Source organism: Burkholderia pyrrocinia, assembly GCF_003330765.1.
Lineage (GTDB): Bacteria > Pseudomonadota > Gammaproteobacteria > Burkholderiales > Burkholderiaceae > Burkholderia > Burkholderia pyrrocinia_B.
Genome location: NZ_CP024902.1, coordinates 1,872,449 through 1,887,220, shown reverse-complemented (window position 1 = coordinate 1,887,220; position 14,772 = coordinate 1,872,449). Strand labels below are relative to the sequence as shown.

Genomic DNA, 14,772 nt, shown 5'->3' with positions numbered 1-14,772 from the left:
GCGGCTTCACTGGTGTGACGAACGGCGCGGCCGATTTTTTACCGTTTTGCGCTCAAAGTGTGTACGGCGGTTTTTTTGAAGGCGCTGCTAAATATTTGCGCGGCCCGTTCGTCTATCAGGAAGGAAAGCCGCAACGGGGTGCGCCCCGTCCGCCGCTTTCACGTCCGTTTTGCCGTTCCGCGTTTTCGCTTGCCTTCCCTTTACCGACGTTGCCGATGACAGCCGCCCACGAGCCCTCTTCCCCGCCGTCCCTCGACGCCTCTCCTGCCCGCCCCGCGGCGCGCCTGATCCTTGCGCTATTGCGCGAAAGCCGCGCGCCGCTCGTGTTTGCACTCACCGCGTGCGTGCTGAACGGCATCGCGAGCGTGCTGCTCGTCGCGACGCTGAACCGCGCGCTCGCGCAACCGGGCGCGGCCGATGCGTCGCTCGCGTGGCGCTTCGCGCTGTGCGCGGTGATCGCGCTCGTCACGCGGATCGTGTCGGGCACGCTGTTTGCCCGTCTGTCGCAGGACACGATGGCGCAGCTGCGCGTGCATCTCGCGCGGCGCGTCGGCGCGGCCGAACTGCGCGACATCGAGCGGATCGGCGCGGCGCCCGTGCAGTCGGTGCTGACCGACGACGCGACCAACGTGTCGATGCTGTTCTTCGCGCTGCCGAATCTCGTGATGCACGGCTCGATCGTGTTCGGCTGCCTCGGCTATCTCGCGTGGCTGTCGTGGCCCGTGTGCGTGCTCGCGCTGGCCGCGATCATTGCCGGCTCGCTCGGCTATCACACCGGCGACCGCCGCGCGATCGCGTCGCTCGAAGCGGCCGGCCACGCGCAGGACCGCCTGTTCGGCTATCTCGGTTCGCTGTTTTCCGGCGCGAAGGAATTGAAGCTGCACGATGCGCGCGCCCGCCAGTTCGTCGACGGTCAGCTCGGCGCCGCAATCGGCGAAGTGCGCGACCACCGCCGCCGCGCGTTCAGCGCGTACGCGGTCGGCGTCGGCTGGATCATCTTCCTGTTCTATGTGTTCCTCGGCGTGGCGTCGTTCTGGCCGCAGCTCGGCGTGCATGCCGACCCGGGTGCGGCGGCCGGCTACGTCGTCGTGTTCCTGTTCATGCTCGTGCCGCTCGACGGACTCCTGAACAACCTGCCGACCGTCAACGCGGCGCGTGTATCGCTCACGCGGATCGAAGGCGTGATGGCCGAATTCGGCGCGCTGCGCACGGTGCCGCCCGCGACCGACGCACCCGACGTGTCGCCGGCCGGCCCCGTCACGCTGCGCGGCGTCACGCACGCGTATTTCCACGAGCGTGACGAACGAATGTTCAGCATCGGGCCGATCGACCTGACCATCAAGCCCGGCGAGCTCGTGTTCATCGTCGGCGGCAACGGCAGCGGCAAAACGACGCTCGCGAAGGTGCTGACCGGCCTCTACGAACCCGAGGAAGGCGCGATCGAAGTCGACGGCCGGACGATCGGCTGGCGCGAGCGCGCCGCGTACCGGCAGCGCTTCAGCGCTGTATTCAACGATTTCCACCTGTTCGATGCGCTGCTCGGCATCGTCGACCCGGACGATCCGTCCCGTGCGCAGGCCGATGCGCGCGCAAACGCGCTCGTCGCGAAGCTGGCGCTCGACCACAAGGTGAAAGTGGTCGACGGCGCGTTCTCGACCCGTGCGCTGTCGACCGGGCAGCGCAAGCGGCTCGCGCTCGTTGTCGCGTACCTGGAGGACCGGCCGTTCTACCTGTTCGACGAATGGGCAGCCGACCAGGATCCGTCGTTCAAGGCCGTGTTCTACGAGCAATTGCTGCCCGAGCTGCGCGCGCGCGGCAAGGCGGTGATCGTGATCACGCACGACGACCGCTATTTCGATCTCGCCGACCGGCTGCTGAAGCTCGACAACGGGCGCATCGTCAGCGATACGACGCCCGCGCGTTCGCGCGTGCAGGACGGCGTAGACGTGCTGAGCGCGTAAGCGCTCAATGGAAATCGCCGACGCGCGCCGCAATGAGCGCGCATCGGCGGTGTTCGGTTCAGAAGAGAATGTTGCCGACGCGGGGCGGAAAAGAACAGCCGAGGCCGCCCATCGTCAAGCCGACGACAACGCCCTGCCCGTCAAAACGGCGTCATCCGCCGATCAACCGCCACGCACTCGCCGCGCGGCCGGCAGCTTCAGCATCGTCGCGGTCATCACGTCGGCCAGCTTCAGCGCCGACATCGGGCCGCCGAACCCCCAGATATTGCGCTCGATGAGCGCGATCCGGTGATCGCGCAGCGCGGGCACGAAGCGCCACACCGGCGAATCGAGTTTCGCCGACAGCGGCACCTCCATCCCCGAGGCGGTCACGAACAGCACGGCCAGGTCGCGCTGCCTGAGCAGGTCGGCCGACGTCACGTAAAGCGTGCCTTCCCGCGTCGGCTTCTTCGGCCACGGATCGAGCCCGAGCGCACGCGCGAGACCCGCCGACGTGCTGTTGCCCGTATAGGCCCAGTAACGGTCGGGCAAGCCGAGATCCTGCAGCAGCGCGACGCGCTCGCCCTTGCGGCCCGCCGCCGCGAGCCGCGCTGCATTGCGCGCGATCCCGGCATCGAGTTGCGCATCGACCGCCTGCGCGCGCGCGTCGCGCCCCGTCACCGTGCCGATCGTCCGGAAGATCTGCCGCATCCAGTCGAGCTGCGTGACAGGCACGCCGCCGTCGGACACGTTCGGACTGAACTGGAACAGGATCGTCGGCGCGATCCGGTCGAGCGCGTCGAAGATCGGCGCATGCCGGAAGCCGACGCCGATGATGAGATCGGGCTTGACCGCCGCGATCGCCTCGAGCCCCGGCTCCTGCCGCGAGCCGATGTCGGTCACGTGCGCGAGCCGGTCGCTCTCGTAGCCGAGCCAGCCCGGATAGAACGCCGTATCGGCCATCCCGACCGGCACGATGTCGAGCGCGATCACGCTTTCCGCGAACATGAAGTCGAGCGCGACCACGCGCTGCGGCCGCACGGGCATCGTCGCGCTCGCCTGCGACACGACGGGATTGCCGGCAAGCGACACGCCGCCCGATGCATGCGCGCGCGGCACACCGGGTGCGTCGCTGACAGCAGCAACGGCAGCGGCAGCAGTCGCCGGTGCAAGAAACGCGCCGCAGCACGCGGCGGCGAGTGCGCGCAGCGCGTGCCGGCGGCCCGCGTGCGTCACCGGATCGCGTCCTGCTCGGCCAGCGCCGCGTCGTCCATCGTCAGTAGCAGGGGGCAGCTTCCACACAGTTGCGTTTCTCCAGGAATTTCGTAGCGCAGGCAGCACACACGGCGCGCGCGAAACGGCGTCGGCAGCAGCGGCGAGCGCGGCACGGCGTCGCGCACGGGCACGCGCAGCGGATTCGGCTCGCCGCGGACGCAGGCCGTGCCGAACAGCCAGTCCGCGTCTCGAACGGGATCGGCCGCGCACGGCAGCGAACGGCAGGTGTCGAGCAGATAGTCGAGCAGGTTGCCGGCGTTGCTCCACAGCACGCGCGGCGTGACGCGGCCCATCGCCGCGAGCAGGTCGATCACCGCGCCGAGATGCGCAACGAGCCCCGCGTAGCGCGGCTGGGGATCGTCGCACGGCGCGCCGAGCGCGTCCTGTGCGAAATACAGCGCGGCGGGCATCCCGTCGTCGAGCGCGACGAACGTGCGCTCGGGCGCCATGTCGAGCGGCCGGCCGAGCGTCAGCGCGGCGACGACGCCGGCCGGCGCCGCGCGGCCGAAGTAGTACTTGCTCCATTGCGACATCAGCGCGCGCGCATGCTGCGCCGGATCGCCGCCGTAATGGCGGACCATCGCGCCGAGCACGGCGTCGCGGTGCTCGGGCAACGCGGCGGCGGGCACGACGATCCGGCCCGGCGCGTGCGCGTCGTCAGGCATGCCGAGCCAGACGACGTCGAGATATTCGGCAAACGGTTCGGGCGCGAACGCCGAGAAACGCGTGGCACGCGCGCCGTCGAACGGCGCCGTCATCGTCCCGCGCGCCGGGCGCGGCGCCCTTCGAGGATCAACAGACCGAGCAGGTACGGCGCGCCGATCAGCGCGGTCAGCACGCCGGCCGGCACTTCGCGCGGGGCGACGACCGTGCGGGCCGCGAGATCCGCGACGCCGAGGATCAGCGCGCCGCAGGCGGCAGCGAGCCACAGCCGCGTGCGATGCCGGCGCGCGCCGAGCATCGTCGCGACGTGCGGCGCCATCAACCCGATGAAGCCGACCGGCCCGACCGCCGCGACGGCCGCGCATGCGGCGAGCGTCGCGATCGTCAGCGCGAGCGGCCGCAGCGCGGCCACCGGCAGGCCGAGCGCGGCCGCCTGGTCGTCGCCGAGCGCGAGCATGTCGAGCGGTCTCGCGAGCCACGCGAACACGGGCACCGCGAGCACGCACCACGGCAGCAGCATCGACACCTCGCCCCAGCTTCGGCCATAGGTGCCGCCGACGAGCCACACGACGAAGCGCGCGGGCTGCACGCTTTCCTGCGTGATCAGCCATTGCGCGAGCGTCGTCCACAACGCGCCGATCACGATGCCCGTCAGCGCCACCGCGAGCGGCGCATAGCGATGCCGATGATTCAGCGCGAGCGTGATGGCGAGCGACAGTCCACCGCCGATCAGCGCAGCGGCCGCGAGCGTCACGTGGCCCAGCAGCGGCCACGTCGACAGCGCGAACAGCGTGACGAGCCCCGCGCCTTGCGTGACGCCGAGCACTTCGGGGCCGGCGAGCGGATTGCGCACGACGCTCTGCATCGCGACGCCGCTGACCGCCAGCAGCGCGCCCGCGAGGAGCGCGCACAGCAGGCGCGGCATGCGCAGGTCGATCAGCATCCGCGCGAGCGCATCGTGGCCGGCGAGCGCGGCGGACCAGCGCGCGGGCGACAGCCATTCGGGGCCGGCCGACACGCCGACAAAAACCACGAGTGCGCCGGCCACGACGAACAGCGCCGTGCGCAATGGCCAGCCGAGCCGTTCGAGCCAGCCGACGAGCCGCGTCGAGCCGCCGCCGGCCGTGCGTTCGGCTTCCGCATGCAGCACGCCCGACCACGCGGCGCCGCGCCGGATCATCGCGAGCATCAGCGGCGTGCCGACCAGCGCGATCGCGACACCGGTCGACAGCGTCGCGTCGAGGCCCGACGCGAGCACCGCGCTGTCGGTGACCAGCACGAGCGCACCGCCCGCGAGCGCCGACAGCGGCACCAGCACGCCGAGGCGCGCCGCGCGCGCACCGCGCACCTGGCGCAGCAGGTTCGGTGCGACGAGGCCGACATACGACAGCGGGCCCGCGATACTGACGGCCACGCTCGTAAACGCGACCGCGACGATCGTCGCGGCGAGCCGCGTCGCATCGACGCGCACGCCGGCCGCGGCCGCGGCATCGTCGCCGAGCGTGAGCGGATTCAGCGGCCGGATCACGAACGGCAGCGCGACAACCGGCACGACCAGCCAGCGCGCGGCGAGCGCGAGGCCCGTCGCGCCGGGCTGGTAAAGGCTGCCGTTGGTCCACAGCGCGGCGCCCGCGATGTTCTGCTCGAAGAACGCGAGCACGAGTGTCGACAGCGCGGCGAACAGCAGCATGCACACGCTGCCCGCGAGCACCAGGCGCAACGGCGTTGCGCGCCAGCCGCCGGCCGCGACGATCGCGCACGCGGCGGCAGCCAGCCCGCAGACGAACAGCAGCGGCACCGACGCGACGCCCGCCAGCGCCGGCACGAGCATCGCGGCGAGCAGGCCGAGCTGGGCGCCGCCCGTCACGCCGAGCAGGTCCGGCGACGCGAGCGGATTGCGCGTGAGCGACTGGAACAGCGCGCCCGCGATGCCGAGGCAGCCGCCCGCGACTAGCGCGGCCGCGACACGCGGCAGGTTGAGGTCGAACAGGAACACGTGCGCGAGCGCAGCGGCGTCGCTGCCGGGCGTCGCGTCCCACCACACGCGCAGATCGGGTGCGACGCGCAGCGCCGCGAGTGCCGCGATCAGCGCGACGAGGCCGATCGCGATCGCGCCGGCCCGGCCCGCAGTCGCGCCCTGCCCCGTCGCCGCGAGGCGCTTGCGCATCGCGAACGTCGTCATACGGCGAGATCCCGGTCGAAGACGCCGGCCGCATGCGGCGTGCCGACGGTCGACGGCCCGTAGGCCGGCACGCACATCGGCGCGCCCGTCTGCGGATGCGCGAGCTTCAGCATCTCGACGCCGAACGCCGCGCGCAGTCGCGCCGGATCGAGCATCGCGTCGGGCGATCCCTGCGCGACGAGGCGACCCGCGCGCATCAGCACGATTTCGTCGCTGTACGCGGCCGCTTGGTTCAGGTCGTGCAGCACCCACACGATCGTCAGCCCGCGCACGCGGTTCAGCGCGCGCAGCGCATCGAGGATGTCGAGCTGGTGATGGATGTCGAGATAGGTCGTCGGTTCGTCGAGCAGCACGATCGGCGCCTGCTGCGCGAGCGCCATCGCGATCCATGCACGCTGGCGCTCGCCGCCCGACAGCGCGCCGACGTCGCGGCCCGCGTCGTCGGCGAGGCCGCTCGTCTCGAGTGCCTCGTCGATCGCTGCATGGTCGGCCCGCGACAGCCCGCGCAGGAAGCCGCCATACGCATAGCGCCCATACGCGACGAGCTCGCGCACCGTGAGGCCCGACGGAATCTGGTTGAACTGCGCGAGCATCGTCAGCTCGCGCGCGAGCGCGCGACGGCGAAACGACGCGAGGGGCTTGCCGTCGACTTCGACATGGCCGGCACGCGCGGGCTGCAGGCCCGCGAGCGTGCGCAGCAGCGTGCTCTTGCCGCAGCCGTTCGGACCGCACAGCGCGGTAACGCGGCCGGCCGCGATCGACAGGTCCAAACCGTCGATCACGACATGGTCGCGATAACCTACCGTCAGCCCGCGCGCGGCAAGCGCGGCGGGACTACGCGTCATCGGTCCTCCGTTCGGCCGCGCGCGGGACCGTGTAGCTCTGCGCCATCGCGACGACGACCTTGCGCGGCCCTTCGAACGGATCGCGGGCATGCGCGGTCAGCATGTTGTCGAGCATCAGCACGTCGCCCGTCCGCCACGGGAACACGATGCGCTGCCGGTCGAGCACGCCGCGGATCTCCGCGAGCGCGTCGGCTTCGAGCGGTTCGCCGTCGCCGTAATACACGTTGCGCGGCACGTTCTCGAGCCCGACCGCATCGACGAGCGCTTCCTGCATGTCGTCGTCGAGCGCCGACAGGTGAAACAGGTTCGCCTGGTTGAACCACACGCGGTCGCCGGTGCGCGGATGGCGTGCGACGGCCTGGCAGCGTTCGCGCGTGCGCAGCAGCAGCTCGCCGTCATCGTCGGTACGCCACGTGCATTCGATGCCGCGCGCCGCGCACATCCGTTCGACCTCGGCCGGCTCGTCGGTGCCGAACGACTGCTGCCACGGCAGGTCGAGCCCCTGCCCGAAATTGCGCACGTACAGCAGCTCGCGCCGCTCGAAGCGTGCGACGAGCGCCGGATCGAGCGCGCGGTAGACGGCACGGCTGTCTGCGATCGGCGTCGCGCCGCCCTGCGGCGCCGCGAGCGCGCAGTGGAACCAGATCCGCAGTGGCCATTCGCGCGTATACGACTGCTCGTTGTGCAGCGGAATCGCACGGTGCGGCGGGTATTCGGTCGACGTGTAGACCGCGCCTTCGACCTGGCTGCGCGGCGTCGACGCGTATTCATAGCCGATCAGCGGATCGCCGAACGACGCGGCGAACTGCTGGAACGCGTCGATCGACGGCACGTGAAAGCCCGTGAACAGCACGCCGCCCGCCCGTTCGAGCGTGTCGGCCGCGATCTGGCGCGCAAGCGGCGCGACGTCGTCGATCGACATGCCGTCGCTGCCGCGCGGCGACACGACGGTGGGCAGCCCCGGCTCGATACGCAGGTCGTCGAGCGTCGGCAACGAAAGCAGGGTCATGCAACGTCCTCTTCAGGTGGCGCGCCGGAAACGCGGCGCAGCGGATCACGATGCGCGCGACACGCGCTCGCCGTCCATCGCGCGGCGCAGGCTTGCGGGGCGCATGTCGGTCCAGACGGTCTCGATGTGCGCGAGACAGTCGGCCTTCGGCCCGCTCACGCCGACCTCGCGCCAGCCGGCCGGCACGGGCCGGAAGGTCGGCCAGATCGAATACTGTTCTTCGTCGTTGATGACGACCGTATAGACGAGATCGTCGGTGTCGGCGGAAGGCGTCGTGGCTTGCGTCATGATCGGAAAAAAGCGGGAGACGGTTGAAGGATGGGAAGCGGCGGATTCGGCCGCTCCTGTCTGATAGACGATTGGCCGGCGCATTTTTTTACCGCCGCCGCGCGCGGCCGCCCAGGAAGACCGGGCACGCGACGCCGCGATGGCATGCGTCGAGGCATTCCGCGCAGTGGCGCTCCGCGTCGCGCACCATGAAATGCACGAGCGTCTGCGACACGTTCAGCGCGCGCGCCGCGGTCTGCAGCGTCTCCTCGCGCAATCGCACCATCTCGAATGCCGCGCGGCTGCGCGCCGGCAGGTCGTCGAGCGCGGCCCACACGCGCCGCAGCGTATCGCGCGTCATCAGCGCGGCTTCGGGCGTCGGTTCGGGCGACGGCACGTCGTAGCCGTCGTCCTCTTCCGTGTGATAGACGTTTTCGAGGCTCTGCCGGCGGCACGCATCGATCGACGCATTGCGCACCATCCGCGCCACGTAGGCGACCGGCTGGCGCACCGCGTCCTGGTTCGGGAATTCGACGAGCTTCACGAACACGTCGTGCACGACGTCCTCGGCACGGCTCGCGCAGCCGACGAAGCCGCGCGCGACATTGACGAGCATCGCGCGATGCGAGATCAGCACGTCGAGCAGCGCGCCCTGTGCGCGGGGCGCCGCGGCACGTCGCGCGCGCGGCGCGGCGCGCGACGGCAGGTCCGGACAACAGCCGGCGAACGGGTTCGCCGTTGCCGCCGCCGATCGGTCGAGCACTTCCGCCATGGCCATCGATCTGCTCCGTCAAATTCTGAGATAGGTCAATTTAACGTAAACGCAAATCATTCTCAATACGATTACGAGATAACCCTTTCAGCTGTCAGGATTTGTCTGAACAATTGCCGAAATCGTTGCCCGGGCAGACGGGCCGCACGCAGTTGGCCGCGGCGCCGGCTATCGGAAATCTTGTGCGGCGCGCACGGCTTGCGCCGCGCCGATACGGCCTTTCACGTACCTGACGAAACGCCTGCACCCGTCATTTGCCGTAGCAACTTATTACGACGTGAAATTTTGGGGGCACGTACGATCGACTTGCTGTTTCCAAGGGAGAACAATATGAAATCCATCGTGTTATCCGCTGTTCTGGTTGGCGCGCTGTCGAGCGTGATGCTGACAGGGTGCGTCGCGTACCCGGGCCCGGCCGAAGTCACGATCGGCTGGCATGGCGATCGTTACTGGGACGGAAATCGCTACTGGGAGCGCCACGACTGGGAAGCGCAGCATTCTCGCGGGCATGACGACCGCCGCGACGATCGCCGGGACGACCACCGGGACAACCGCCGGGACGATCAGCGGCCGCAGTGGTAATGCCCTTCCGCTCCCGTGACCCGCTATTCAACGACATGACCTCAACATGAAGACGCTACTGAAAACCCTGACTGCCGCCGCCGTCGCCGCCGCCGTGCTCGTGCCGGCCATCGCCGAAGCGCATCCGCACCGCGTGTGCCATTTCGAGCATCACCATCACAAGGTGTGCCGCTGGGTGCGCTGAGCATCGCGCAGCAGATGCGAAATAGCGCCGGCTTGCCGGCGCTTTTTTTCATTCCGCCGAACCCGGCGCAGGTCAGTAGATGAACAACCGGATCGTCGCCGTCGCGTCGAACCGTCCGATCTTCGGTGATCCGAAAGACTTCAGCACCGCGTCCATCAGCACGCTCTGATTCATGACGTTGGACGGGAATTGCGCCAGCGTGAACTGTTCGTTGAACGGAATCGCCTTGCCCGTGCTGTCTTCGATCCCGATGCCGAAGTTGCTGTCCTTCGCGGGCACCAGCAAGCCGTTCTGAACCGGATAGCTCGTTTCGAAGTACCCGTCGACCCGGACCGCGACGTTGCATTTCTTGGTCAGCGACAACGAGAACCGCTTGCGCGGCACGGCCGGCAGGAAGCCGTTGCCGACCGCCTGCACCTGCCCGAAATTGACGATGCCCGGTTCGGGCGTCACGAGCACGTCGACGAAGCACGGCGTCGGCTTGAGGTTGCGCAGGCCGCTCAGGCGGTACTGGAAGCTCGGGCTATACGCGTTCAGCCCGAACTCGCCGTCGAACTGGAACACCGTGTAGATATCGCTCGGCGGCTGGACCCAGTTGCCCTTCTTGCGCACGACGACCTGGTAGTCGATGCTGATTCGCGTCTGCTGGCAACGCCCGCGGTCGAAGTCGTACTTGCTGCACGGCGGTACCGAATACCCGGTAAATACCCCGCCGCCGCGATTGCTGGTCTTGTCGAAATAGTCGACGCCCTGGTAGCGGATACCGATCTCGAGCCCCCATGCGGCGAGGTTCGTGCGATTCGGGTTCGCGTAAAAGTAAATGTTGTCGACGACCTTCAGGCTGCTGTCGTCGCCCAGGTCCTTGTAGCAATACCCCGACGTCGTGCGCACCGGCGACACCCAGATCACGTAGCCATCGGGTGCATCGGTCGGATACGATGCGACCCCGCCGATCGGCTCGGTCAGCGAAGTCGCGCCGCTGTTGGTCAGGCAGCGCAATGCCCACGCGGGCTGCACGGCCACGATCAGCAGCGCGAGTACGGCCCAGCGCAGCCACCCTACGGGCGACACCCGTCGACGCATTCCCCCGCTCATTTCTTCACGCTCTTGCAAGCACCCGCATCGCACGCATACTCGACCGCCACCTGGCCGCCGTAATCGTCGATATGCGTGACGAACAGCGTCAACGGCGTCGCGGCCTTGAACGGCACGTCGGCCGTGCTCATCGGGCTCACCATCACCGGCTCCATCGGCACCGGCGTCTTCTGCGCGCCCGCGCTCACGTCGACCACCGTCACGTGGTACGGCGTCGGGTTGTCGAACACCAGCTTGTGCGCGGCCGCGTCCACCCGCAGCGTCATCGGCAGCGTCCAGTCCTCGTCGCGCGCGGGCTGCACGGCCTTCGGCCGGTAGAACAGCTTCATCTGCGTATGCAGCGCGATCTGCAGCGTGTTCGGCGTATCGGTCTTCGGCGGCACTTCGCGGATGTTCAGGTAGAACACCGATTCGCGATCCGCCGGCAACTCGGTGCCCGGCAGCTTCGCGATCCGCAGCACGTTGCGCTCGTTCGCCTCGACGCGTTGCAGCGGCGGCACGACCATCAGTGGCGACGTGATCTTGTTGCCTTTCGCATCCTCGAGCCACGACTGCACGAGATACGGATACGTCGTGCTCTTGTTGGTGATCGTGACGATCGCGGCCTGTTCGCCTTCGTTGAAGATCACGCGCGTGCGGTCGGGCACGATCGCCGCCTGCGCGGCGCCCGCGAGCAGCGCGCCGGCGGTTGCGAGCACGTACGACGCGCGCCGCGGGAAAGAAAGGGAGAAAGGATTTTTCATCTCAGGATCCGTGAAATCATCGTTCGACCCGCGCGGCCGCTGCATGCGACTCGCCGGGCGTCTGGCACGTCACCGGGATCGGCGTGCCTTCGAGTTGGAGCTGGTTCGGCAGTGCGTCGACCGTGCAGAGCGTGCGTTCGCCCGCGCGCACCGCAAGCGTGGACTTCGGCTGGACCTGGGTCAGGAACGCCGCACCGCCCTCGCCGACGATGCCGAGCTCCTTGCCGTTCGCCGTGTCCTGCACCGAAGCACCGAACGGCAACGGCTTGCCGGCCGGGTCGGTCAGCGTCAGGTACAGGTTGCTGCCGCGCGCGGCGGAGAACTTCACGAAGCCGATCGCGCCGTCGGTCAGCACCATGCGCTGGATCGGGTTCGTCACCTGCACTTCGAGCGGCAGCTTCTCGACGTTGACGGTCGCGTCGTACACGTTGTACGGCGAGATGCCGTCGAGCACGGCATAACCGCGCGAATCGGTATGCGTGAGCGTGCCGGACAGCGGCACGTCGGGCACGCCGTCGGTCGACACCAGCAGCCGCGTATCGCCCGCGTTGCCGTTCGCGTGCGCGGAGACGCCGTACTGCGTCGCGACGAACGAGCCGTCGACTTCGAGCGACGCGGCCGCATACGCATTGGCGAGCGTCGACGCCTGCGCGGTGAGCTGGTACGCCGACGTGCGCTGGCGGTAGCTCGCGTTCGCCGACGCGCGGCCGTCGGTCGCGCCCGCGTTGACCTGGTAGGTGCGGCCATCCGGATCGTCGTAGATGTAGCCTGCGTTCACGCTCGTGCTGCCGCTGCCCGTCGTCAGGTTCGACGTGACGGTGTGGCGGCCGCCGATCGGCAGCGTCGCGGTAACCGAGAACTGGTTGCCGCTCGCGCCCGCGCTCTGCGTGCGAAATGCCGACAAGCTGACGTTCAGGTTGCGCAGCGCGCCGATCGAGAACGCGCGTGTCAGCGTGAGGCCGACACGCTGCTCCGACACGCGCGCCCAGTAGGTCGTCTGGTCGTACGAGAAATAGGTCGACGTGTCGCCGAAGCGCTTCGACATCGTCGCCGAGTAGCGCTGCTTGCTGTTGGCGAGGCCGTACGCGGTCGGGTCGCCCGAGAATTGCGCGAAGTTCGTGTATTCGCGTTCGGAGAAGCGATAGCCGAAGAAGCGCACGTCGGCATCGAGCCCGTCGAAGTGCTTCGAATAGTTGACGCGATACGAGTTGCCGTTGCGCGTTGCGCCGTTCCACCACAGGCGCGCCCGCGCATGCGTGACGTCGGCCGACACCGCGCCGAACGCGCCGAAATCGCGGCCGACGCCGAGCGCGATCGACGTATAGCCCGACGCGGCGATGAAGCCGCCATACACCGTGACGTCGAACGGCAGGCCGTACGCAATTTCGCCGAAGCCGAAGAACGGCGTGATGCCCGCGCCGCCGAACAGGCGCGGCTTGCCGACCGCGGCCTTGTAGCGCAACTGCCCCGTGCGCGCGAGGAACGGCACGGCGGCGGTCGTCACCTGGAAGCGCTGCACGCTGCCGTCCTCTTCCTCGACCGCGACGTCGAGCGTGCCCTGCACGCTCGTGTTGATGTTCTGCAGCGCAAAGGCGCCCGGCGACACGCGCGTCACGTACAGCACGCGCCCCGCCTGCGACACGGTCACGGTTGCGTTGGTGCGCGCGACGCCCGCGATCAGCGGCGCATAGCCGCGCAGCGACGGCGGCAGCATGCGGTCGTCGCTGCGGATCGACGCGCCCGTCAGCGCGAACGTGTCGAAAATGTCGGAAGTCAGGTAGTCGTCGCCGAACGTCACCGTCGACTGGATCGACGGCAGCGCGCGAAATGCGTAAAGCCGGCTGAAGCGGAACGCGCGGTCCGCGTACGCCGTGTTGCCCACGTTCGACTGCGCCTGGTAGTCGCCGCGAAAACGCCATGCGTCCCAGTTCGCGCCGACTGTCCCGTAGGCCTGGATCGAATTCGTCTGCCCGCCGCCCGCACCGAGGTTGCGGTTCGTGTTCGCGATCACGCGATAGTCGAGCATCGCGCCCGGAATCCCTTCGGACCAGCGCTCCGGCGGCAGATAGGTCGAATCGGTGAACTCGAGCGCGGCCTGCGGAATCGTGATCTTGAGCCGTCCGTCGCTCTTCAGGTAACGCACGGTCGCCCCCTCGATCGCGCCCAGATCGACGCAACGTCCGCCCTGGAAGCGCGGCAGGTCCTTCGCGAGCGACGGCTTCAGCCCGAACTGCGCGACGAGCTCCGGGCGCAGGCACGGCTTGCCCGCTCCGGACGCGTCGACGGCGATGAACTCGACCGACTGCAGCCCGTAGAACAGGTCGTTGACCTGCACGTCGAGCATGTACTCGCCCGGCAGCGTGAAGTCGGCCTGCGAGAACTGCGACAGATCGACATTGCCCGTGCCGTCGATGTTCAGAAACGACGAATTGAATTCCGTCGCATGGCCCTGGCTGCCGACGACCAGCACGGAGACGCAAAGGAAGGAATGTCTGATTCGCACGCGGCGCTACCGAAAGTCCGAGGAGGAGAAAAACGGGAGGGAAAATGAACGAGGAAGGGTGCGTGCACCCTTCCCCGGTGCGGCGGCTTACTGGTAGCGGACCGTGAAGTTCGCGACGCCGTCGGCGGTACCCGGCGTCACGCCGGCTGCCGTCGCTTCGTACATCGCTGCGAAGCGTGCGGTGTTCGTGCCGTTTTGCAGCAAGGTCGGGGCCTTCTGCTCGGCGCCGTTGTCGAGGTATTCGCCCGACGCGGCCTGCAGGCGGATGCCGACGTTGGTTGCCGAACCGATCGTGGCGAGCAGCTTCGGCTGGCCCGCGCTCGACGTGCCCGTGAACGTGAAGTACGCGTTCTGCGCGATGCTCGTGTCGCAGTCGGTCAGCTTGATGTCGAAGTTGGTCGGCGTGGACTTGTCGCCTGCCTGCTTGAACACGTTGGTCGGCACCTTGCCGAGGTTCACGGTCTGGTTGACCGAGCCCGAATCGATGCCGCACGCACCCGCGACGATCTCGCCCGTGAAGTTGATCGTGCCGGTGCCCGCTGCGAAGGCCGAGGTGGACAGGGCCGCGAGTGCGACAGCGGTCAGGATGGATTTTTTCATGACGTTTCCCGTAAGGAGTGCAAATGGAATGGACGACGTGGCGGACTCAAACGGCAGCGTGTGGTTGGCTCCCGTCCGTCACGAGGCGGCATTATCGAGATAATCATGAAAG

14 protein-coding genes are annotated in these 14,772 nt (G+C 68.5%); 3 read left to right on the top strand and 11 right to left on the bottom strand.

Annotated features, from left to right (window positions below):
- Positions 1-215: 215 nt before the first annotated feature.
- Complete coding sequence (locus CUJ89_RS09125) at positions 216-1,961, top strand: cyclic peptide export ABC transporter (RefSeq protein ID WP_114177043.1); 1,746 nt, start codon at positions 216-218, stop codon at positions 1,959-1,961.
- A gap of 162 nt (positions 1,962-2,123) precedes the next feature.
- Here the strand turns inward: CUJ89_RS09125 and CUJ89_RS09120 are convergent, their stop codons facing one another.
- From CUJ89_RS09120 to CUJ89_RS09090, 7 genes are all read right to left on the bottom strand, one after another.
- Positions 2,124-3,176 (bottom strand): ABC transporter substrate-binding protein, encoded by a 1,053-nt coding sequence (locus CUJ89_RS09120; RefSeq protein ID WP_114177042.1) that lies wholly within the window; start codon positions 3,174-3,176, stop codon positions 2,124-2,126.
- Positions 3,173-3,973, bottom strand: a complete 801-nt coding sequence (gene fhuF, locus CUJ89_RS09115) for a siderophore-iron reductase FhuF (RefSeq protein WP_114177041.1) — start codon at positions 3,971-3,973, stop codon at positions 3,173-3,175. Before fhuF ends, CUJ89_RS09120 begins: the two co-directional genes overlap by 4 nt.
- Positions 3,970-6,060: a Fe(3+)-hydroxamate ABC transporter permease FhuB gene (gene fhuB, locus CUJ89_RS09110; protein ID WP_114177040.1), complete on the bottom strand. Its 2,091-nt coding sequence runs from the start codon at positions 6,058-6,060 to the stop codon at positions 3,970-3,972. Before fhuB ends, fhuF begins: the two co-directional genes overlap by 4 nt.
- Complete coding sequence (locus CUJ89_RS09105) at positions 6,057-6,905, bottom strand: ABC transporter ATP-binding protein (RefSeq protein WP_114177039.1); 849 nt, start codon at positions 6,903-6,905, stop codon at positions 6,057-6,059. The genes fhuB and CUJ89_RS09105 overlap by 4 nt, the downstream gene beginning before the upstream one ends.
- The gene (locus CUJ89_RS09100) at positions 6,895-7,914 is read right to left on the bottom strand and encodes a TauD/TfdA family dioxygenase (protein ID WP_114177038.1); all 1,020 of its coding nucleotides are present in this window, start codon (positions 7,912-7,914) and stop codon (positions 6,895-6,897) included. The genes CUJ89_RS09105 and CUJ89_RS09100 overlap by 11 nt, the downstream gene beginning before the upstream one ends.
- Positions 7,915-7,959: 45 nt before the next feature.
- Positions 7,960-8,202 (bottom strand): MbtH family protein, encoded by a 243-nt coding sequence (locus tag CUJ89_RS09095; protein ID WP_114177037.1) that lies wholly within the window; start codon positions 8,200-8,202, stop codon positions 7,960-7,962.
- A gap of 88 nt (positions 8,203-8,290) precedes the next feature.
- A complete protein-coding gene (locus tag CUJ89_RS09090) occupies positions 8,291-8,959 on the bottom strand; it encodes an RNA polymerase factor sigma-70 (protein WP_114177036.1) in 669 nt (222 codons plus the stop codon).
- Between the two features lie 324 nt (positions 8,960-9,283).
- Here CUJ89_RS09090 and CUJ89_RS09085 point away from each other — a divergent pair, with 324 nt between their 5' ends.
- Together CUJ89_RS09085 and CUJ89_RS38230 are read left to right on the top strand one after the other, a co-directional pair.
- The gene (locus tag CUJ89_RS09085) at positions 9,284-9,535 is read left to right on the top strand and encodes a hypothetical protein (protein ID WP_114178554.1); all 252 of its coding nucleotides are present in this window, start codon (positions 9,284-9,286) and stop codon (positions 9,533-9,535) included.
- A 46-nt stretch (positions 9,536-9,581) separates the two neighbouring features.
- Positions 9,582-9,719, top strand: a complete 138-nt coding sequence (locus CUJ89_RS38230) for an HHHH-motif protein (RefSeq protein WP_014897078.1) — start codon at positions 9,582-9,584, stop codon at positions 9,717-9,719.
- 72 nt (positions 9,720-9,791) lie between these two features.
- Here CUJ89_RS38230 and CUJ89_RS09080 read toward each other — a convergent pair whose 3' ends face one another.
- The 4 genes from CUJ89_RS09080 to CUJ89_RS09065 all read right to left on the bottom strand — a co-directional run bounded on the left by CUJ89_RS09080 (position 9,792) and on the right by CUJ89_RS09065 (position 14,660).
- Positions 9,792-10,814: a fimbrial protein gene (locus tag CUJ89_RS09080; RefSeq protein ID WP_114177035.1), complete on the bottom strand. Its 1,023-nt coding sequence runs from the start codon at positions 10,812-10,814 to the stop codon at positions 9,792-9,794.
- Complete coding sequence (locus tag CUJ89_RS09075; protein ID WP_114178553.1) at positions 10,811-11,557, bottom strand: molecular chaperone; 747 nt, start codon at positions 11,555-11,557, stop codon at positions 10,811-10,813. Before CUJ89_RS09075 ends, CUJ89_RS09080 begins: the two co-directional genes overlap by 4 nt.
- A gap of 16 nt (positions 11,558-11,573) precedes the next feature.
- Positions 11,574-14,027, bottom strand: a complete 2,454-nt coding sequence (locus CUJ89_RS09070) for a fimbria/pilus outer membrane usher protein (protein ID WP_114177034.1) — start codon at positions 14,025-14,027, stop codon at positions 11,574-11,576.
- A 120-nt stretch (positions 14,028-14,147) separates the two neighbouring features.
- Complete coding sequence (locus tag CUJ89_RS09065) at positions 14,148-14,660, bottom strand: fimbrial protein (protein WP_114177033.1); 513 nt, start codon at positions 14,658-14,660, stop codon at positions 14,148-14,150.
- Between the last annotated feature and the right edge of the window lie 112 nt (positions 14,661-14,772).